The sequence below is a fragment of the Pseudomonas sp. GW821-FHT09C10 genome (assembly GCF_059418085.1).
In genome coordinates this window covers 237599-257460 of the sequence record NZ_JBWKPE010000002.1, presented here as the reverse complement: position 1 = coordinate 257460, position 19862 = coordinate 237599, and the positions used below count along the sequence as shown (strand labels likewise).

17 protein-coding genes are annotated in these 19862 nt (G+C 63.8%); 13 read left to right on the top strand and 4 right to left on the bottom strand.

Annotated elements, in window-relative coordinates; translation table 11 throughout:
• Positions 1 to 26: 26 nt before the first annotated feature.
• From AC07OT_RS04895 to AC07OT_RS04880, 4 genes are all read right to left on the bottom strand, one after another.
• Positions 27 to 683 (bottom strand): lysoplasmalogenase, encoded by a 657-nt coding sequence (locus tag AC07OT_RS04895; RefSeq protein WP_495107607.1) that lies wholly within the window; start codon positions 681 to 683, stop codon positions 27 to 29.
• A gap of 1 nt (position 684) precedes the next feature.
• Positions 685 to 1074, bottom strand: a complete 390-nt coding sequence (locus AC07OT_RS04890; protein WP_092356250.1) for a protease inhibitor I42 family protein — start codon at positions 1072 to 1074, stop codon at positions 685 to 687.
• 189 nt (positions 1075 to 1263) lie between these two features.
• Positions 1264 to 3684 carry an endopeptidase La gene (lon, locus tag AC07OT_RS04885; RefSeq protein WP_027604652.1) on the bottom strand — a complete coding sequence of 807 codons (2421 nt, stop codon included), beginning with the start codon at positions 3682 to 3684 and terminating at the stop codon, positions 1264 to 1266.
• Positions 3685 to 3803: 119 nt separating this feature from the next.
• On the bottom strand, positions 3804 to 4793 hold the full coding sequence (locus AC07OT_RS04880; RefSeq protein ID WP_090408980.1) for a GntR family transcriptional regulator: 990 nt from the start codon (positions 4791 to 4793) through the stop codon (positions 3804 to 3806).
• A 335-nt stretch (positions 4794 to 5128) separates the two neighbouring features.
• Here AC07OT_RS04880 and AC07OT_RS04875 point away from each other — a divergent pair, with 335 nt between their 5' ends.
• From AC07OT_RS04875 to AC07OT_RS04815, 13 genes are all read left to right on the top strand, one after another.
• Positions 5129 to 6460 carry an amidase gene (locus tag AC07OT_RS04875; protein ID WP_495107606.1) on the top strand — a complete coding sequence of 444 codons (1332 nt, stop codon included), beginning with the start codon at positions 5129 to 5131 and terminating at the stop codon, positions 6458 to 6460.
• An 11-nt stretch (positions 6461 to 6471) separates the two neighbouring features.
• A complete protein-coding gene (locus AC07OT_RS04870) occupies positions 6472 to 7350 on the top strand; it encodes a polysaccharide deacetylase family protein (protein WP_003234086.1) in 879 nt (292 codons plus the stop codon).
• Positions 7351 to 7388: 38 nt separating this feature from the next.
• Positions 7389 to 8729, top strand: a complete 1341-nt coding sequence (locus AC07OT_RS04865; protein ID WP_065938643.1) for an MFS transporter — start codon at positions 7389 to 7391, stop codon at positions 8727 to 8729.
• A gap of 10 nt (positions 8730 to 8739) precedes the next feature.
• A complete protein-coding gene (locus tag AC07OT_RS04860) occupies positions 8740 to 9501 on the top strand; it encodes an SDR family NAD(P)-dependent oxidoreductase (protein WP_495107605.1) in 762 nt (253 codons plus the stop codon).
• Between the two features lie 79 nt (positions 9502 to 9580).
• On the top strand, positions 9581 to 10330 hold the full coding sequence (locus AC07OT_RS04855; RefSeq protein ID WP_495107604.1) for an SDR family NAD(P)-dependent oxidoreductase: 750 nt from the start codon (positions 9581 to 9583) through the stop codon (positions 10328 to 10330).
• A gap of 13 nt (positions 10331 to 10343) precedes the next feature.
• A complete protein-coding gene (locus AC07OT_RS04850) occupies positions 10344 to 10643 on the top strand; it encodes a hypothetical protein (protein WP_092356256.1) in 300 nt (99 codons plus the stop codon).
• On the top strand, positions 10640 to 11614 hold the full coding sequence (locus AC07OT_RS04845) for a CobW family GTP-binding protein (RefSeq protein WP_495107603.1): 975 nt from the start codon (positions 10640 to 10642) through the stop codon (positions 11612 to 11614). The genes AC07OT_RS04850 and AC07OT_RS04845 overlap by 4 nt, the downstream gene beginning before the upstream one ends.
• Complete coding sequence (locus tag AC07OT_RS04840; protein ID WP_141605563.1) at positions 11611 to 12783, top strand: ABC transporter substrate-binding protein; 1173 nt, start codon at positions 11611 to 11613, stop codon at positions 12781 to 12783. Before AC07OT_RS04845 ends, AC07OT_RS04840 begins: the two co-directional genes overlap by 4 nt.
• A gap of 210 nt (positions 12784 to 12993) precedes the next feature.
• Positions 12994 to 15330: a putative bifunctional diguanylate cyclase/phosphodiesterase gene (locus tag AC07OT_RS04835; RefSeq protein ID WP_495107757.1), complete on the top strand. Its 2337-nt coding sequence runs from the start codon at positions 12994 to 12996 to the stop codon at positions 15328 to 15330.
• Positions 15331 to 15527: 197 nt separating this feature from the next.
• On the top strand, positions 15528 to 16205 hold the full coding sequence (locus AC07OT_RS04830) for a methylamine utilization protein (RefSeq protein ID WP_495107602.1): 678 nt from the start codon (positions 15528 to 15530) through the stop codon (positions 16203 to 16205).
• Positions 16189 to 18537, top strand: coding sequence for a putative bifunctional diguanylate cyclase/phosphodiesterase (locus AC07OT_RS04825; protein WP_495107601.1), 2349 nt, complete (start codon positions 16189 to 16191; stop codon positions 18535 to 18537). Before AC07OT_RS04830 ends, AC07OT_RS04825 begins: the two co-directional genes overlap by 17 nt.
• A complete protein-coding gene (locus tag AC07OT_RS04820; RefSeq protein ID WP_495107600.1) occupies positions 18538 to 19404 on the top strand; it encodes a DUF3034 family protein in 867 nt (288 codons plus the stop codon).
• Positions 19404 to 19823 (top strand): group I truncated hemoglobin, encoded by a 420-nt coding sequence (locus AC07OT_RS04815; protein WP_495107599.1) that lies wholly within the window; start codon positions 19404 to 19406, stop codon positions 19821 to 19823. Before AC07OT_RS04820 ends, AC07OT_RS04815 begins: the two co-directional genes overlap by 1 nt.
• The last annotated feature ends 39 nt before the right edge of the window (positions 19824 to 19862 follow it).

The following is a 19862-nucleotide window of genomic DNA, read 5'->3' as shown; positions in this document are numbered from 1 at the left end:
GGCGACGAAGGGGAAAGGCCGGCATTTTAGCCAAGTTGGCCCTCGTGTGCGCGGGTTGTCTGATGGAAAGCCGAGGCGGTGATGCCCCACTGTCCGAGCCAGTAGGTGACGATCAACAAATACGGCGCGGCGTCGAACGACAGCACAAACCGATTGATACCGATCAGCGTGTCGGAAAACACAAACGACACCGCGCCCGCCGCCGCCAGCAGCGCCGAGCGTTTCGGCACATCGCTGCCCACGCGTGCCAGCGCACGCCAGAGCATGGCGCTGATCACCAGTGCGTAAACCACCACCGGTATCAGCAGTTCACCGAGGCCATGGGAGATCAGGATGCTCAGCAGGACCGCGCCCACGCCCAGCGCCAACGCCAACGGCAGCAGCGCCAGACGGCGACAGTCGCTGCAATAGGCTTTGAGGTAGGCCAGGTGGGCAAACAGGAAGGCGCCGAGGCCGAAGATAAACAGGTCGCCCGGCCAGGCCAGCAACACATCGCCGACCAGGGAGAAAATCAGCCCGAGGCTGATCCAGCGTCGATAGTCGGTCGGCGGCGCATCATGCAGCCAACCCAGCAGCGCCAGCACCGGCAGCGGCTTGACCAGCAGGCACAGCAACGTGGCATGGGTGCTCAGGCCGTAGATAAACGTGCCGGCGCCCATCAACGCAAGAATCAGCCATGGCATATCAGTTCACCGTAATGGCGCAGTCGAAGGTCTCGGCGGGTTCGGCTTCCGGTTCCCAGGGTTGCTGGGAGGTCAGGCGCAACCGCCCCTGGCCGGCCGCGAATGCCTGGAAGCGCCAGGTGGACTGGCCGCCGCCGCCGATCACACCGGATTCCGAGCTGCTGTACACCTCGGGGCCCAGGGCCCGCAATACGCCGCCGGCGGAATCCTGGATGGCCCAGCGGTAGCCGGTGGTGGGGTTGCTCGGCAGGGTGAGGATCAGGTTTTGCCCGGTCTTGAGTTGCAGAGGGCAGGCGCTCTGGTTGTCCACGGTGACGTTTTGCTTCGGCGCACTGGCACAGGCGGCGAGCAGGCAAAGGCTCAGGGGGAGAAGCAGGCGGGCAGCGGTCATGGGGGCTCCGTTGTTTGGCGACGAAGACCGAGCATAACCGAAGATAAGACAGGGTGTTACAAGCAGGATACAGGTTGCGGCCACTCATACCATCGGGGGCAAGCCCCCTCCCACATGTTGATGTGTGAACACATTCAAGTGTGGGAGGGGGCTTGCCCCGATGAGGCCAGTTCAGGCGCTAGCGTTCTATCAGAACAACACCTTCGCCACATCCGCAAAGCGCTTGGCAAAGTGCACCGTCATGCCTTCCTTCAGGTACTCCGGCAACTCTTCAAAACTGCCACGGTTCGGCTCCGGCAGAATCAGCTCGTGGATCTTCTGGCGCCGCGCCGCAATCACCTTCTCGCGCACGCCGCCAATCGGCAGCACATGCCCGGTCAACGTCAGTTCACCGGTCATGGCCACGCCTTTTTTCGGCGCTTGGTTGCGCGCCAGGGACAGCAGCGCGCTGGCCATGGTCACCCCGGCGCTCGGGCCGTCCTTCGGCGTGGCGCCTTCCGGTACGTGTAAGTGCACGAAGGCTTCGTCGAAGAACTTCGGGTCGCCGCCAAACGACTTCAGGTTGGAGCTGATGTAGCTGTAGGCGATTTCGGCGGACTCTTTCATCACCTCACCCAACTGCCCGGTGAGCTTGAAGCCGCGATTGAGGGTGTGGATACGGGTCGCCTCGATCGGCAGGGTCGCGCCACCCATGCTGGTCCAGGCCAGGCCGGTGATCACGCCGGTACCCGACAGTACCTGCTCGTTGCGGAACACCGGCATGCCGAGGGAGCTTTCCAGGTCCTTGTTGCCGATCTTGATCACCGAGTTCGGCTCATCCAGCAGCTTGACCACCGCCTTGCGTACCAGTTTGCCCAGCTGTTTCTCCAGCTGGCGCACCCCGGCTTCACGGGCGTACCCGTCGATCAGTGCACGCAGGGCGCCGTCACTGATGCTCAGGCTGTTTTTCGACACACCGGCTTTTTCCAGCTGTTTTGGCCACAGGTGGCGTTTGGCGATGGCGACTTTTTCTTCGGTGATATAGCCCGACAGGCGAATCACTTCCATACGGTCCAGCAGCGGGCCGGGGATCGAGTCCAGGGTGTTGGCGGTGCACACGAACAGCACCTTGGACAGGTCCAGGCGCAGGTCGAGGTAGTGGTCGAGGAATTCGACGTTCTGCTCCGGGTCGAGGGTTTCCAGGAGTGCCGAAGCCGGGTCGCCCTGGAAGCTCTGGCCCATCTTGTCGATCTCGTCGAGCATGATCACCGGGTTCATCACTTCGACATCTTTAAGCGCCTGCACCAGCTTGCCCGGCAGGGCGCCGATGTAGGTGCGGCGATGGCCCTTGATCTCGGCCTCGTCGCGCATGCCGCCGACGCTGAAGCGATAGAACGGCCGCCCGAGGGACTCGGCGATGGACTTGCCCACGCTGGTCTTGCCCACGCCCGGCGGGCCCACCAGCAGCACGATGGAGCCGGCGACCTCGCCTTTATAGGCGCCCACCGCGAGAAACTCGAGGATGCGGCTCTTGATGTCATCCAGGCCGGCATGGTGCTTGTCCAGCACCTTGCGTGCGTGCTTGAGGTCGAGTTTGTCCTCGCCATACACGCCCCAGGGCACCGAGGTGGCCCAGTCCAGGTAATTGCGCGTGACGGCGTATTCCGGCGAGCCGGTTTCGAGGATCGACAGTTTGTTCAGTTCTTCATCAATACGTTTTTTCGCCTGGGCCGGCAGCACCTTGCCTTCCAGGCGTTGCTCGAACTGTTCGACGTCGGCGCTGCGATCGTCCTTGGTCAGCCCCAGTTCCTGCTGGATGACCTTGAGCTGTTCCTTGAGGAAGAACTCGCGCTGGTGTTCGCCGATCTTGCGGTTCACCTCGGCGGAGAGTTCTTTTTGCAGGCGTGCGACTTCCACCTCCTTGCGCAGCATCGGCAGGACTTTTTCCATACGCTTGAGCATCGGCACGCAGTCCAGCACTTCCTGCAGCTCGTTACCGGTGGCCGAGGTCAGCGCGGCGGCGAAGTCGGTGAGGGGCGACGGGTCGTTGGGGCTGAAGCGGTTGAGGTAGTTCTTCAGCTCTTCGCTGTACAGCGGGTTGAGCGGCAGCAGTTCCTTGATCGCATTGATCAGCGCCATGCCGTAGGCCTTGACCTCGTCGGTCGGCTCGCTGGGCTGGTGCGGGTATTCCACTTCCACCAGGTACGGTGGGCGATGGTGCTTGAGCCAGGTCTTGATGCGCACGCGCGTCAGGCCCTGGGCGACGAATTGCAGCTTGCCGTTCTCGCGGCTGGCGTGGTGCACCTTCACCAGGGTGCCGTACAGCGGCAGGCTCGAGGTGTCGAAATGGCGCGGGTCTTCGGGTGGCGTGTCCATGAAGAACAAGGCCAGGGAGTGATGGTCGGATTTGCTCACCAGCTCCAGGGTCTCGGCCCACGGCTCTTCGTTGACGATCACCGGCAGCACTTGTGCCGGGAAGAAGGGCCGATTGTGGATCGGGATGATGTAGACCTTGTCCGGCAGGTTTTGCCCAGGCAGGGCCAGGCCGGTATTGGACGAAGGGGTTTCAGCGTTTTCGGGGTCGGCGTAATCGTTGAGGTCGTAATCAGGGAATTCTTGCTGGTCGCTCATGGGGCACCTGCATCAGGAAGTATGCAGCTTAGATGGGGCGGGGTAGCAGTGGTTTCAATGGTGGGGGTGAGATAGCAACATATTGCAGGAAATTACTGTGGCGACCCTCCCGCATGGGATCAGCTGATTTTGTGAAGGTAGGCGGGGAGTGGCTGCTCTGGCAGCACCGACAGGACTTTCAAGCGCTGTAACATCCGCTGCCGCGCCCGTTGCAAATGCTCGCGCAGGTTCAACGCCGCGGCATCGAATGCGCCATGCAGCAGCAGCTCCAGAATCAAGCGATGTTCGGCAAGCATCGCCGGATCGGCACCGATCCCCAGCAATCGGTAAAAAATCCGGCTGATGATCATCGGGCTCTGGCCCTGGCGAATCAGCGCGGCAATCTTGCGGTTCTGCAGGCCGGCCAGGCAGCGCTGGTGCAGGTCCTCTTCGATCTGCTCGATGGCTTCCAGGCTGCACTGGGGACTGTCCTGGGCATCCAGCACGCGCTGCAGCATGGCCTCCAGCATGTCGCGGTCGAGGTTCGGGGCACTCTGGCGCAGGGCTTCGGGTTCGAGGCAGGCGCGCAGTTCGTAATCTTCGGTGACTTCCCGCGCGGTCAGGGGCCCCGCCAGCCATTGGGAATAGGGCTCTTTTTCCACCAGGCCGCGGTCGCGCAGGCGCATCAGCGCTTCACGCACCACCGCGCGGCTGACGCCGTAGTGGTCGGCGGCGGCTTGCTCATCCAGGCGGTAATGGCCAAAGGCGATGCAGGTGGACAGCGCCGCGCCGATTTCCTCGACGATGCGTTCGCCCAGCGGCCGGGTGTCCACCAGTTCGGCCTCGCCATTGAGGCCCAGGTGCGCATGGCTCAGGGGCAGGCGCAGCGGCTCCATGGCCAGGCCGTCGGGGTTGATCAGGTAACCCCGGCCATTGAAGCGGCAGATCAAGCCCTCAGCGTGCAGCAGGTCCAGCGCCTTGCGCACCGGCACGCGGCTGGTGCCGAACAGCTCGGCCAGGGGCGCTTCGAGCAATACCAGGCCATGGCGCGCGGTGCCATTGACGATCGCGTCGCGCAACACCTGGTGAATCATCGCGTAACGGGAGGCCGAGGCGGACACTGCTTTCATCGATTTCTCAAAGGCATGTAGGACGATGGCCGGGGATTCTCTCATAAGTTGCGCCTGTCACCCTGCGCCACGTCGGTGGCACTTTTTTGGGGCCTTGAATGTAGGAATGTTACTTTTTTGCACCAAAATGTACTTATTAATAAAAGATACATTATTTCATTGAAGTCGCTTCGCAAGCGTGGTGCACATTTTTTTCCAACGATTAACACCATCTATCCCGTAGCTCTGGGTAAAAATGCGTAATCGCGCCACGAGCGCTACGCAGAGACTGGCACGAAAGCTGCCTTTGTAAAATGTACATTTTATGAATATGTACGTTTTATGAGGTTTCCCTGATGTCAGACGCCACTTCACTGGCCGAGGATTTCGCCAGCGGTCGCAGCGACCCGGTGCAAGCCCTTGAGCAGGCACTCGATCAAGCGAGCCGCTCGACCAGCGTATTTATTGCCCTGACCGCCGAACGCGCCCGCCGTGAAGCCGAAGCGTCCGCCGCCCGGTGGCGTGCCGGCCAGCCCTTGAGCGTGTTCGATGGCGTGCCCCTGGCCTGGAAAGACCTGTTCGATGTGGCCGGCAGCATCACCACCGCCGGTGCCGCTTACCGCCGTACTGCGCCCGCCGCGTTGCTGGACGCCCCCAGCGTGGGCCTGTTGTGCCGTGCCGGGATGGTCAGTGTCGGCAAGACCAACCTCAGCGAACTCGCCTATTCCGGTTTGGGCCTGAACCCGCATTTCGGTACGCCGCACAATCCCCATGGCACCGACCAGGCGCGTATTCCCGGCGGCTCGTCGTCCGGTTCGGCGGTGGCGGTCGCGGCCGGTATCGTGCCGATCGCCATGGGCACCGACACCGCAGGCTCCATCCGCATTCCGGCGGCGCTCAACGGCCTGGTGGGTTACCGCAGCAGCAGCCGACGCTACAGCCGCGACGGTGTGTTTCCCCTGGCCCGTTCCCTCGACAGCCTTGGCCCGTTGACCCGCAGCGTGCGCGATGCCTTGGCCATCGACGACCTGCTCCATGGACGTGCCCGGCAGCACACTGCCCGCCGCCTGAAAGGGCAGCGTTTTGTGTTGGAACAAGGCGTGCTGGCCGACGTGGAGCCTGCGGTGCGCAACAACCTGCTGCGTGCCGTTGAGCGACTGAAGGCCGAAGGTGCGCTGATTGAAGAGCGTGAAAGCACCCCGTTCCAGGCCACCCTGGACTTGATCAAGCACCAAGGCTGGCTTGGCGCGTTCGAAGCCTTCGCCCTGCACCAGGCCCTGCTCGACAGTGCTGACGCCGAACACCTCGACCCCCGCGTGCGCCGCCGCCTTGAAGCCGCGCGCACATTGCCGGCCAGCCAGTTGATCCACCTGACCGACGCACGCCGCCGCCTGCAACAGCAACTGCTCGACGCGCTTGACGGCGCGATCCTGATCACCCCCACCGTCGCCCATGTCGCCCCGGCATTGGCACCGCTTGAAGCCGACGACGAACTGTTCGTCAAAACCAACCTCGCCACCCTGCGCCTGACCATGCCCGGCAGCTTTCTCGACATGCCAGGCATCAGCTTACCCAGCGGCCGCGATGCCCAGGGCCTGCCCACCGGGCTGCTGCTCAGCGCCCCGAGCGGAGAAGACGCGCGGCTGTTGCGCGCGGCCTTGTCCGTCGAATCCGTCCTCAACCTTTAAGGAGAAACACCATGGCTAAAGACATCCTCTGTGCATTTGGCGTCGACGTCGACGCCGTCGCCGGCTGGCTCGGTTCCTACGGCGGCGAAGACTCGCCCGACGACATCTCCCGCGGCCTGTTCGCCGGTGAAATCGGTGCGCCGCGCCTGCTCAAACTGTTCGAACGCTACGGCCTGCGCACCACCTGGTTTATCCCCGGCCACTCGATGGAAACCTTCCCCGAGCAGATGAAGGCCGTGGCCGACGCCGGCCACGAAATCGGCGTGCATGGCTACAGCCACGAAAACCCGATTGCGATGACCGCCGAGCAGGAAGAAATCGTCCTCGATAAATCCATCGAGTTGATCACCCAAGTCACCGGCAAACGCCCCACCGGCTACGTCGCGCCGTGGTGGGAATTCAGCAAGGTCACCAACGAGTTGTTGCTGAAAAAAGGCATCAAGTACGACCACAGCCTGATGCACAACGACTTCCACCCCTACTACGTACGCAAGGGCGACAGCTGGACCAAGATCGACTACAGCCAGCACCCCGACACCTGGATGAAACCCCTGGTGCGCGGCGAAGAAACCGATCTGGTGGAGATCCCGGCCAACTGGTACCTCGACGACCTGCCGCCGATGATGTTCATCAAGAAAGCCCCCAACAGCCACGGCTTCGTCAACCCGCGCCACCTCGAAGAAATGTGGCGCGACCAGTTCGACTGGGTCTACCGCGAGCACGAACACGCGGTGTTCACCATGACCATCCACCCCGACGTGTCCGGCCGCCCGCAAGTGCTGCTGATGCTCGAGCGCTTGATCGAACACATCCAGAGCCATGCCGGCGTGCGCTTCGTCACCTTCGACGAAATCGCCGACGACTTTATCCGCCGCCAACCGCGTACCTGATCCCAACCCAAGCAGCCCCCACCTCCCGAGGCGCGATTATGTCCATCTACAACAAGCTTGACCTGACTGGCTGGAAACCCCGGCAACTGACGTCCCAGGAAGTGCGCTTCGCCACCTGGATTGCGTTTTTCGCCTGGGTGTTTGCGGTGTACGACTTCATCCTGTTCGGCACCTTGCTGCCGGAGATCGGCCGACACTTCGGCTGGGGTGAAGTGGAGCAGGCTGAAATCGCGACCTGGGTGGCGGTGGGTACCGCCGTTGTCGCCTTGGCCATCGGGCCGATCGTCGACAAGCTGGGGCGGCGCAAAGGGATTATTTTCACCGTGGCCGGTTCCGCCCTGTGCTCGGCGCTGACCGCCATTGGCGGCGCGTGGGGCAAGTCGCCGCTGATTCTGATCCGTTCGCTGGGCGGCCTGGGGTATGCCGAAGAAACCGTCAACGCCACTTATTTGACCGAGCTGTATGGCGCCTCGGAAGACCCGCGCCTGACCAAGCGCCGCGGCTTCATCTACAGCCTGGTGCAGGGCGGCTGGCCGGTCGGTGCGTTGATCGCCGCCGGCTTGACCGCGCTGTTGCTGCCGATCATCGGCTGGCAGGGTTGCTTCATCTTCGCCGCGATCCCGGCCATCGTCATCGCGATCATGGCGCGCAAGCTCAAGGAGAGCCCGCAGTTCCAGATCCACCAGCGCATCAGCCAACTGCGTAAAAGCGGTGCGGTGACCGAAGCGCAAAACGTTGCCGTGACCTACGGCGTGGACTACGACGAACACAGCAAGGCCGGTCTCAAGGCGGCCTTCCGTGGCCCGGCCCGTCGCGCCACCCTGGTGATCGGCGCTGCGCTGCTGCTCAACTGGGCAGCGATCCAGGTGTTCAGCGTGCTCGGCACCTCGGTGATCGTAAGCGTGCACCACATCTCGTTCGAGAACTCGCTGATCATCCTCGTGCTGTCCAACCTGGTGGGTTACTGCGGCTACCTCAGCCACGGCTGGATGGGCGACAAGATCGGCCGCCGCAATGTGATCGGCCTGGGGTGGATGCTCGGCGGCCTGGCGTTTGCCGGCATGCTGTTTGGCCCAAGCAATATGCCGATGGTGGTCGGGCTGTACAGCCTGGGCCTGTTCTTCCTGATCGGGCCGTACTCGGCGGCGCTGTTCTTTATCAGTGAAAGTTTCCCCACCAGCATCCGCGCCACCGGCGGCGCGATCATCCATGCCATGGGCCCGATTGGTGCCGTGGTCGCGGGCTTTGGTGCGACCCAGGTGTTGTCCGCCGGCAGTGACTGGCAGACCGCCGCGCTGTGGTTCGGCGCGCTGCCGTGCTTCTTGTCCGGCGCGCTGATGTTTGCCGCCCGCCATGTGCGTCCGGAAACCGTTCAGTAAGGAGAATGTGATGAGCCGTAAAGTTGCCCTGATTACCGGTGCCGCCAGTGGCATCGGCCAAGCCCTCGCCGTGGCCTATGCCCGCAGCGGCGTGGCGGTGGTGGGCGGGTATTACCCGGCCGATCCTCACGACCCGGGCACCACCGTGTCGTTGGTGGAGGACGCGGGGGGCGAGTGCCTGATGTTGCCGCTGGACGTGGGCGATACCGACTCGGTGGACGCCCTCGCCGAGCAGGCGGTCCAGCATTTCGGCCGACTGGATTACGCGGTGGCCAACGCCGGTTTGCTGCGCCGTGCGCCGCTGCTGGAAATGACCGACGAGTTGTGGAACGAGATGCTCAATGTCGACCTGACCGGGGTGATGCGCACCTTCCGCTCGGCGACGCGGCATATGAACGAAGGCGGCGCGCTGGTGGCGATCTCTTCGATTGCCGGCGGCGTGTATGGCTGGCAGGACCACAGCCATTACGCGGCGGCCAAGGCCGGTGTGCCGGGGTTGTGCCGTTCGCTGGCGGTGGAATTGGCGCCCCTGGGCATTCGCTGCAATGCGGTGATCCCGGGGTTGATCGAGACGCCGCAGTCGCTGGATGCGAAGAACTCGCTGGGGCCGGAAGGTCTGGCAAAGGCTGCTCGAGCGATTCCGTTGGGGCGGGTAGGGCGCGCGGATGAAGTGGCGTCGCTGGTGCAGTTCTTGACCAGTGAAGCGTCGAGTTATTTGACCGGGCAGAGCATCGTCATCGACGGCGGCCTCACCGTGCGCTGGCCTGACTGACTGATGTACTCAATCCAAATGTGGGAGGGGGCAAGCCCCCTCCCACATTGGAACTGTGTTTGTTTCAGGAGATTTTCATATGCCTCAACTGAATAACCGCCGCGCCGTGATCACCGGCGCCGGCAGCGGTATCGGTGCCGCCATCGCCCGCGCCTATGCCGTTGAAGGCGCGCGGCTGTTACTGGCCGACCGCAACCCCGCCAGCCTCGCCGAAACCGCGACCGCCTGCCGCCACCTGGGCGCCGAGGTGGTCGAGTGCGTGGCCGATGTGGGCACGGTCGAAGGCGCCCAAGCCAGTGTCGACCGATGCGTCGAACACTTCGGTGGCATCGATATCCTGGTCAACAATGCCGGGATGCTCACCCAGGCGCGTTGCGTCGACCTGTCCATCGAGATGTGGAACGACATGCTGCGCGTCGACCTCACCAGTGTGTTCGTCGCCAGCCAGCGCGCCTTGCCGCATATGTTGGCGCAGCGTTGGGGGCGGATCATCAACGTGGCGTCGCAACTGGGCATCAAGGGCGGCGCCGAACTCACCCACTACGCGGCCTCCAAGGCCGGGGTCATCGGTTTTACCAAGTCCCTGGCCCTGGAAGTGGCCAAGGACAATGTGCTGGTCAACGCCATCGCTCCCGGTCCGATCGAGACGCCGTTAGTGGGCGGTATCAGCGCCGACTGGAAGCGTGCCAAGGCCGCTGAATTGCCTTTGGGACGCTTCGGCCTGGCGGATGAAGTGGCGCCCACCGCCGTGCTGCTGGCCAGCGAGCCGGGCGGCAACCTGTTCGTCGGTCAGACTCTGGGCCCGAACTCCGGCGATGTCATGCCATGAGCGGGGTGTAGCCATGTGCGGACTCTGCGGACTGCTCGGCGAAGACCTGCACTGGAGCGATCCCCTGGGCGATGAACTGCCCAGGCGCCGCGAACGCCTGCGCCGTATCGCCGCGATCAACCAGGTGCTGGCGGTGTTCCGGCTCAAGGTCGAAGACTTCCAGGGCGCGTCCTATCTGCTGGTGGGCGCCACCGGTAAACAGGCACTGGCGAGCGGGCTGGATCAACTCTGGCAGGCGGCTGAAACCATGCTCGGCCGGCCGCTGGATCCCCTTGATCCGCGACTGCTCGATCACTTGGAGTCAGCCCCATGAGCATGCCCCTGAATGTCATCACCGGCTTCCTTGGCAGCGGCAAGACCACCTTGCTCAAGCGTCTGCTGCAAGGCGAAAGCCTGGGCGACACGGCACTGCTGATCAACGAATTCGGCGATATCGGCATCGACCATCTGCTGGTGGAAGAAGTCGCACCGAACACCGTACTGCTGCCCAGCGGCTGCATTTGCTGCTCCATCCGTGGCGAGCTCAAGGACGCGTTGCTCGGCCTCTTGCAACGCCGCGAGCGCGGCGAAATTCCTGCGTTCAAACGGGTGATCCTCGAGACCACCGGCCTGGCCGACCCAGCCCCGATCCTCGCCACCTTGAACAACGACGTGCAACTGCGTGGGCGTTTTCATATTGGCCTGGTGGTGACGCTGGTCGACGCCAGCCACGCCGCGTTGCAGGAACGCCTGCACCCGGAATGGCTGGCCCAGGTTGCGGCGGCAGACCGTTTGCTGCTGAGCAAGACTGATCTTGTGGATGACTGCGAACCGCTGCGTGCGCATCTGCAGGCGCTCAACGCCGGTACGCCGATCCTCGATACCCACGCCATCCACAGTGGCGACCAACTGTTGCTCGGCGAAGGTCTGCGCAGTGCCGAGCCCGCCCTGGAAGTCAGCCGCTGGCAATTGCATCAGACCACCAGCGCCAGCCATGGGGCGGCCCAAGTGTGCAGTATGACCTTCGACCAGCCGCTGGACTGGGTCGGCTTCGGGGTGTGGTTGTCGATGCTGTTAAGATGCCACGGCGAACGAATCCTTCGTGTCAAAGGACTGCTCAACGTGAACGCCAGTAACGCCCCCATCGTCATTCATGGCGTGCAGCATTGCCTGCATGCCCCGGTCCATCTGCCCGCGTGGCCAGGCACCGAGCGGCAATCGCGCCTGGTGTTTATCCTGCGCGGTCTCGACCCAGCGTTGCTGCGGCGTTCCTTTGAGGTGTTCTCACGGCGGTTCGCCGGATGATCACCTTACGAGTGCTCGGCACCTCGGTTACTTTGCTCGAATGCCTGCGGGTGCGCGCCGAACAGGAACTGGGGATTCGCCTGGTGTACCAGGTGCACGACGTCGAACAGGCCCAGCGCATTGCGGTGATGCAGCCCGACAGCTACGACCTGTACGACCAATGGTTTCACAACGTCGACTTCGTGTGGCCGGCCCGGGCGATCCAGCCCATCGACACGCGGCGCATCGCGCTGTGGCACGAGATCAACGATCTGCCCAAGCGCGGTCGGCTGTCGCCCAACGACCGCCTGGGCAGCGGCAGCGTGCCCAGCGAGCGTTTGTTCGTGCAGCACGACGGCAGCCTCGGCAGCACCGTCACCGAACGCATCAGCATGCTGCCCCTGACCCACAATGCCGACAGCTTCGCCTACCGCCCCGAGCGTCTGCCCGAGGGTTTTTGCCACGGTAACGAAAGCTGGGGCTGGCTGCTGGACCCGGCCTGGCGCGCCCGCACGGCGCTGCAGAGCGATGCCGCCATCGGCGCCCTGGATGCTGCGCTGGCGGTGCAGGGCGCGGGGCTGGCGCGCTTCAACGACATCGGCAATATGAGCATCGAAGAGATCGACGTGCTCGCCGATATTCTGGTGCGCAAGCAGAAGGAAGGGCATTTCGCCGCGTTCTGGTCCGACGATGAAGAGGCGGCGCAACTGATGCTCAGCCCGAGCATCGATATCCAGAGCCTGTGGTCGCCGACCTTGATGCGTCTGCACCGCGCCGGAGTGAAATACCGCCTGGCGGTGCCCCGCGAAGGCTATCGCGCCTGGTTCGGCGGCTTGTCATTGTCGCGCCATGCCCGGGGCCCGGTGCTGGATGCGGCCTACGCGTACCTCAATTGGTGGCTGTCCGGCTGGCCGGGCGCGGTGATGGCGCGCCAGGGTTACTACATTGGCAACCCGGCGCGCAGCCGTGATCACCTGAGCAGTGCCGAGTGGGATTACTGGTACGCCGGCAAGCCTGCGCGGGAGGAACTGCCCGGCAGTGATGGGTTGCCGTTGATCGATATCGGCGAGGTGCGCGATGGCGGCTCCTATGAGCAGCGCATGGGGCATATTGCGGTGTGGAACTCGGTCATGGATGAGCACAACTACCTGGTGCGGCGTTGGGGGGATTTCATGCGCGCCCGCAGCTGACAGGCGGATATGGCCAAGCGGTTGTCGCCAATAAAATGACAGTTAAATCCCCGGTTTTATTCGGTGCGCTTCTGCGATGTCCCAGCTAATCTGCTAAAACAAAAAGTCCAGTCTAAATGGATGTTTTTTTGACAGCAGGTCAGGGCGCAAGGAATGCACATGACTAAGGGACGCGGCGGCGAGCGGCGAACGCTGCCGGAGGGCACTGCCATGACATGGCGCCATACCTTTCAAACCCGTATTGCCGGGGTGTTGGCGCTGTTGCTGCTGGTGGTGGTCGCCGCCACCTATTTCGCCGTCAAGAGCGCCACCCGCCGTGCCGTGGAGAACCAGGCACAAGTCCAACTGAAAACCGGAACCCAGGTATTCGAGCGCCTGCTGGACCTGCGCGGGCGGCGCTTGCAATACGGGCTCGACTGGCTCGCCGGCGATGGTCCGTTCAAGCAGGCCGTGGCCGAGGGCAAGCCTGCGCCGATCCTGGCGGCACTGCGGCGCCACGGCACCGGCATCCGTTCCAGCGAAGTGTTTGTGCTGGGCCTGGATGGCAAGGTCATGGTCAGCACACTCCCTATCCTCACCCGCGGCCAGCCGTTCCCCTATGACGCCGCCTTGCGCCATGCGCGGCGCAATGGCCTGCACATGGTGATCGTGGCCCTGGATGGGCGGCCTTACCTGCTGGTGCAGGATGAAGTGCGCGACCCGTTGCCCATCGCGCGCATCGTGATGGGCTTTGCCATGGACCAACTGTTCGCCTATGAACTGCGCTCCATGAGCAACCTGGAAGTGTCGTTTCTCAGTGTGCAGGACGGCACGCCCGGCCCGCTGTTCAGCACCCAGCCCGACGCGTACCGGGCCACCGCCCTCAGCCTGCTGCACGACGCTCCGCTCAACCCTGAGGCACAGATCCATGGGTTCCACGGTCAGCGCGTGCTCAGCCGCGTGCTTCCATTGGCCAATACCGGCGACGGCGATGACGTGCGCGTATTGCTGCAAAGCCCGCTGGACCATGCGCTGGAATCCTTTGCGCCGCTGGACCGGCAGTTTCTCGGGATTGCCCTTGCGGTGCTGCTGGTGTCGTTGGCCGGCGCGTTGTTCCTGGCGCGGCGGGTCTCGCGCCCGCTCAACGCCCTCGTGGAAGCGGCGGGGCGCATCGGCGCCGGTGATTACCGCACGCCGGTGCGGGTACGCAGCCACGATGAGTTCGGTTTGCTGGCCCGCGCCTTCAATGCCATGCAAAGCGGCATCGCCGTGCGCGAACGGCAACTGGCCCATAACGCCCTGCATGATCCGCTCACCGGCCTGCCCAACCGAGCCCTGGCCATGGAACGCCTGGGCAGTGCGATCAGTGCCCGGCGGCCGGTGGTATTGCTGTACCTGGGCATCGAAAACTACCGGGTGATCAACGAAGGCTTCGGCCCGGAGGGGGTCGAGGACATGCTGCGCGAAGCCAGCCGCTGCCTGTCCATGAGCCTGCTGGCCAGCGACACGGCGGCGCGCATCACCGGCAGCGAGTTCTTGCTGTTGCTGGAAAACACCGAGATCGACCGCGCCGTGGCCCGCGCCGACCGCCTCTACGCGCTGCTTACCGAGCCCCAGCGCATCGGCAATGATGAAGTGCGCCACGAAGTCAGCATCGGCATCGCCGCCTACCCCGCCGATGGCCAGCAGGTGGAAGAGTTGATCAGTCGCGCCGCCATCGCCCGCCACGATGCGGCGACGCTGCCGGGCTATCTGCAGATCTACCAGCAGGACCGCGACCTCGCCCACCAGCGCCAGATCACCCTGATCCGCGACCTGCGCCGGGCCGTCGTCGAAGGCGAGCTGTACCTGTGCTACCAGCCCAAGCTCGACCTCAAGCATGGCGAGGTGTGCCAGGCCGAAGCCCTGCTGCGCTGGCAGCATCCCACCCTGGGGCTGGTGTCGCCCGCCGAGTTCATCCCCCTGGCCGAGCGCACCGGCAGCATGGGCGGCCTGACCCTGTGGGTGATCGAAGAAGCCATCCGCCAGATCGGCGAGTGGTCGCAGCGCGGCATGCACATTCAATTGTCGGTGAACATCTCGGTGGATGACCTGGCCGATGACGACCTGGCGATCCGCGTCAGCACCTTGCTGATGCAGTACGGCGTGGCGGCCCGGCAGCTGATTTTCGAAATCACCGAAAGCGCGATCATGCACAACCCGCAGCAAGCCTTGAGCGTGCTGGAGCGACTGCGCGGCTGCGGCATCAGCCTGTCGGTGGATGACTTCGGCACCGGCTATTCCTCCCTGGCGCAACTGCAGCGCCTGCCGGTGCAGGAGTTGAAGATCGACCAATCCTTCGTGCGCAACCTCGACAGCACCAGCGGCGACGGCGTGATCGTGCGTTCGACCATCGAAATGAGCCACAACCTGGGGCTCAAGGTGGTGGCCGAAGGCGTGGAATTCGAGCCCAGCCTCAAGCTGCTCAGGCAGTGGAACTGCGATACGGCCCAGGGCTACCTGATCAGCCGGCCGCTCAATGCCACGGCGTTCGAGCTGTGGATGCGGCGCGAGCGGCAGTTGGTCTAGAAAGCGCGCCGGGGGACTACAGCTTTTTTGGCTGGCGTCGATAACCTCTACAGAGCTTGACCGGTTGCATAGTTTTTACCGACCAACGGTGATGCCTGCACGGGTGTTCAGTGATGGCGTTTTGCCTTATTTGCGGCATCATACTGTTCATTGGTTTTATTTTTTGCCAAGGCTGGCCGCTTTTTCCCGGATCCCCCATGGCCTCACTTGTTAACCTGTTACCGCGCGTTGCCGTGTTGCTGGCGGTGGCTTTCCCGGCCTCGGCGGCGACGCTCGAGGTGTTGATGCATCTGGCCGATGGCCGCCCGGTCGCCGATGCGGTGGTGACGTTGCAAGGTCCGGTCGGGGGGCCCACCGGCCTACCCAGGGCTGACATGGACCAGCGCGGCCAGCGTTTTGCCCCCCATGTGCTGGCGGTGCACACCGGTACCCAGGTGCGCTTTCCCAACAGCGACAATATTCGCCACCAGGTCTATTCCTTTTCCGCCGCCAAGCGTTTCGAACTGCGCCTCTACGAAGGCACGCCCACCGAGCCGCTGTTGTTCGACAAGCCTGGCGTGGTAGTGCTGGGCTGTAATATCCATGACTGGATGCTCGGCTACATCTACGTCACCGACGACCCCCGCTTCGGCGTCAGCGATGCCCAGGGCCGGGTGCGCCTGGAACAACTGCCGCCCGGCGATTACCACGCCACCCTGTGGCATCCGCAACTGGCGGATATGCAGCCCGTGGAGGGCGGCACCCTGCACGTGCCCGCTGCGGGCCTGAGCCACCGTGTGGTCCTGAGCCTGGAGCCGGTTTCGGAAGACCTTCCGCCGACGCCTACCGCTTTTGGCGATGCCTTCAATCGAGCTGCCCGTGAAACTGCGCAATAGCTTCCAGGCGCGGGTCGCCTGCGTGCTGATCCTGCTGTCGCTGGTGGTCATCGGCGCGGTGTATTTCAGCGTCAAGGCCGCGACCAGTTCGGCGGTGCGCGGCCAGGCCATGGCCCAGTTGGACGTCGGTTCGCGGGTGTTTGAACGCTTGCTGGATGTACGTGGCCGGCGCCTGGCCGATGGTGTGCAGCTGCTCGCCGCCGATTTCGGTTTTCGCGACGCAGTGGCCAGTGGCGATTCGGCGACGATGCGCTCGGTGCTGCTGAACCATGGCAAGCGCATCAACGCCAGCGACATGATCCTGCTGGGCATGGACGGCAAAGTCCTGGCCAGCACCCTCGACGAAGTGCCCGAAGGCTCGACGTTCCGCTACGACCAGGCACTGCGCGAAGCCCGGCGCAATCGCCAGGCCACGCTGATGGTGCCGTTGCAAGGCAAGCCGCACCTGCTGGTGGAAGCCTCGGTGCTGGCGCCTTTGCCGATTGCGCGGGTGGTGATGGGCTTCAGCATGGACGGTGCATTTGCCGAAGAGTTGCGTTCGTTGAGTAACCTGGAAGTGTCGTTCCTGGCGATCGATCATGGCCACCCCGGCGAATTGGTCAGCACGCAGCCCCAAGCACTGCATGGCAGCGTTATCGAACTGATGCAGGGCGACTCGCCGCGCCGTGGCGTGTCCACCACCGACCACGTCGAGCGCCGTTTCCTCAGCCAATCACTGGTGTTGGCCAGCGATGAGAACGGCAAGGTCCTGGCCCTGCTGCAGAGCCCACTGGATGCGGCGATGCAGGCCTTTATTCCGTTGGATGAAAAGATCCTCGGCATTGCGCTGGTGGCGCTGATGGCCTCGTTGCTCGGTGCCTTGCTGCTGGCCCGCACCGTGTCGCGGCCGGTCCAGGCGCTGGCGCTGGCGGCCGAACGCATCGGCCAGGGCGACTACCAGACGCCGGTGGTGCTCAAGCGCAGCGATGAGCTGGGCCGCCTGGCTCACGCGGTCAACGCCATGCAAAGCGGCATCGCCGAGCGCGAGCGACAGCTGGCACATAACGCCCTGCACGATCGCCTCACCGGCCTGCCGAACCGTGCGCTGGCCATGGAGCGCCTGGGCAGTGCGATTGCCCTGCAACGACCGATGGCGTTGATCTACCTGGGCATCGATAACCTGCGCGCCGCCAGCGAAACCGCCGGGCCGGAGGCCGTGGACCAATTGCTGCTCAACGTGAGCAATCGCCTGCAAGCCACCTTGCGCGCCGGCGATACCCTGGCGCACCTGATCGCCGATGAATTCCTGCTGCTGCTCGAAGGGGCGGGCAGTGAGGAGGCGGTAGGCCTGGCCGACAAGCTGCAACAACTGTTGCTGCGGCCCCAGCGTATCAACGGCCATGACCTGGCGCTGGACTGCCGCCTGGGCATCGCCGCCTTCCCGGCCGATGGCGACAGTGCCCACACCTTGCTTGAGCGCGCGGCGATCGCCATGAAAGACGCCACGCAAATGCCCGGCCGTCTGCATGTCTATGAACACGGTCGCGACTTGGCGCACCGTCGGCAAATTACCTTGATCCGCGACCTGCGCCACGCGCCCGGCCAAGGCCAACTGCTGCTGCATTACCAGCCCAAGCTGGACATTCGCCAAGGCCATGTGCGCCAGGCCGAAGCGTTGTTGCGCTGGCAGCATCCGCAGTTCGGGATGGTCTCGCCGGCAGAATTCATTCCCCTGGCCGAGCGCTCCGGCAGTATCCGCTTGCTGACCCAATGGGTGATCGAGGAGGGCATTCGCCAGTTGTGCGAGTGGAACCGGCGCGGGCTGTATCTGCAACTGTCGCTGAATATCTCGGCGGACGACTTGCTTGGCGATGAACTCGCGCACCAGGTCTCGGCGCTGCTGCGGCGTTATGGCTTGCCCGCAGAACAGCTGGTGTTCGAGATCACCGAGAGCGCGGTGATGCGCGAGCCGGAAAAAGCCCTCAAGGTCCTGCACCTGCTGCGCGACTGCGGCATCAGCCTGTCGGTGGATGACTTCGGCACGGGTTACTCGTCGCTGGCGCACCTCAAGCGCCTGCCGGTACAGGAGCTGAAGATCGACCAATCCTTCGTGCGTAACCTCGATGAAACCAGTGAAGACGCGGTGATCGTGCGCTCCACCATCGAGATGAGCCATAACCTGGGTCTCAAGGTCGTCGCCGAGGGCGTCGAGTACGCCCACAGCCTGCGCCTGCTGGAGCGCTGGCAGTGCGACACGGCCCAGGGTTACCTGATCAGTCGGCCCTTGAGTGCCGACGCTTTCGAAGCCTGGGTGGCGTTGCCCCTCGGCGTGCAGACTTCCCTGGTGCATTGAATGGCTGACGTGCGACGCTCTCTCTTGATTGGCTGCTTGGCCGCCCTGACCGTGCAAACGACCCTGGCCGATAACGGTCGCCTGATCGCTACGGGCGGTGCCAGCAGTATCGAGGGCACGGCGGGCGGCGGCATCACGCCGTGGGCGGTGCTGGCCGGCTATGGCGAGCAGCACGAATGGGGCGCCACGGCGTTCGCGACAACGGTCGACCTGCCGGATTATCGCCTTGATGTGGCAGGGCTGGCGCTGGCCTATGACAACCGGGTCGAGCTGTCTTTCGCCCGCCAGCGCTTCGACCTCGGCACGCTGGTGCACAGGCTCAACCTGCCCGAGGACACGCTCGGCCAGGACGTGCTCGGGCTCAAGGTGCGGCTGTTCGGCGATGTGATCTACGACCGCTTGCCCCAGGTCGCGCTGGGCCTGGAATACAAGCACCAGACCCATTTCGATATTCCCCGCCTGGTCGGCGCCAGGCGTGACAGTGATGTCGAAGGCTACCTGGCTGCCAGCCGCCTGTTCATGGGCGCAGCGTTTGGCTACAACGTGCTGGTCAACGCCAGCCTGCGCTACAGCCGCGCCAATGAAACCGGTCTGCTCGGTTTTGGCGGTGATCGTCGTGATAGCCGCAGCCTGCTCAAGGAAGGTTCCGTGGCGCTGCTGCTCAACCCGCACTGGGCGGTGGGCGTGGAGTATCGCGAGAAGCCCGACAATCTTTCGTTTGCCGGTGAAAGCGACTGGGCGGACCTGTTTATTGGCTACTTTCCCAACAAGCACGTGTCCTTCGTGCTGGCCTACGCGCGGCTCGGGGAGATCGCCACGCTGGATAACCAGAACGGCACCTACTTGTCTGTGCAGGGGAGTTTCTGATGCGCCTGTTACCCGTATGCCTGGCGTTGTTGCTCAGCGCCTGTGCCCAGCAACCGCCCAGGGACGACAGCCTGTATCGCGACCTCGGCGCCAGCCCCGGCATTACCCGCATCGTTGAAGGCATGTTGCTCAACATTGCCCGCGATGAACGCATTGTCGAGCGCTTCCGGCGCATCGATATCCAGCGCCTGCGCAACAAGTTGATCGAACAGTTCTGCGTGGAAGCGGGTGGGCCGTGCACCTACACCGGCGACAGCATGGCCGAGAGCCACAAGGGCCAGAACCTCAGCCGCAGTGACTTCAACGCATTGGTGGAGGACCTGATCAAGGCGATGGACAGCGAAGGGATCGCAGTACCGGTGCAGAATCGCCTGATCACGCGCCTGGCGGCAATGCGTGGCGAAGTGATCGAACACTGATCCCGGCCGGCCCCTGCCACAGTGAATCCTGCTCCACCC

Excerpts from the sequence above, each read along its gene's own strand:
- AC07OT_RS04895 (WP_495107607.1), bottom strand. The coding sequence starts at position 683 with ATGCCATGGCTGATTCTTGCGTTGATGGGCGCCGGCACGTTTATCTAC.
- AC07OT_RS04890 (WP_092356250.1), bottom strand. The coding sequence starts at position 1,074 with ATGACCGCTGCCCGCCTGCTTCTCCCCCTGAGCCTTTGCCTGCTCGCC.
- lon (WP_027604652.1), bottom strand. The coding sequence starts at position 3,684 with ATGAGCGACCAGCAAGAATTCCCTGATTACGACCTCAACGATTACGCC.
- AC07OT_RS04880 (WP_090408980.1), bottom strand. The coding sequence starts at position 4,793 with ATGAAAGCAGTGTCCGCCTCGGCCTCCCGTTACGCGATGATTCACCAG.
- AC07OT_RS04875 (WP_495107606.1), top strand. The coding sequence starts at position 5,129 with ATGTCAGACGCCACTTCACTGGCCGAGGATTTCGCCAGCGGTCGCAGC.
- AC07OT_RS04870 (WP_003234086.1), top strand. The coding sequence starts at position 6,472 with ATGGCTAAAGACATCCTCTGTGCATTTGGCGTCGACGTCGACGCCGTC.
- AC07OT_RS04865 (WP_065938643.1), top strand. The coding sequence starts at position 7,389 with ATGTCCATCTACAACAAGCTTGACCTGACTGGCTGGAAACCCCGGCAA.
- AC07OT_RS04860 (WP_495107605.1), top strand. The coding sequence starts at position 8,740 with ATGAGCCGTAAAGTTGCCCTGATTACCGGTGCCGCCAGTGGCATCGGC.
- AC07OT_RS04855 (WP_495107604.1), top strand. The coding sequence starts at position 9,581 with ATGCCTCAACTGAATAACCGCCGCGCCGTGATCACCGGCGCCGGCAGC.
- AC07OT_RS04850 (WP_092356256.1), top strand. The coding sequence starts at position 10,344 with ATGTGCGGACTCTGCGGACTGCTCGGCGAAGACCTGCACTGGAGCGAT.
- AC07OT_RS04845 (WP_495107603.1), top strand. The coding sequence starts at position 10,640 with ATGAGCATGCCCCTGAATGTCATCACCGGCTTCCTTGGCAGCGGCAAG.
- AC07OT_RS04840 (WP_141605563.1), top strand. The coding sequence starts at position 11,611 with ATGATCACCTTACGAGTGCTCGGCACCTCGGTTACTTTGCTCGAATGC.
- AC07OT_RS04835 (WP_495107757.1), top strand. The coding sequence starts at position 12,994 with ATGACATGGCGCCATACCTTTCAAACCCGTATTGCCGGGGTGTTGGCG.
- AC07OT_RS04830 (WP_495107602.1), top strand. The coding sequence starts at position 15,528 with ATGGCCTCACTTGTTAACCTGTTACCGCGCGTTGCCGTGTTGCTGGCG.
- AC07OT_RS04820 (WP_495107600.1), top strand. The coding sequence starts at position 18,538 with ATGGCTGACGTGCGACGCTCTCTCTTGATTGGCTGCTTGGCCGCCCTG.
- AC07OT_RS04815 (WP_495107599.1), top strand. The coding sequence starts at position 19,404 with ATGCGCCTGTTACCCGTATGCCTGGCGTTGTTGCTCAGCGCCTGTGCC.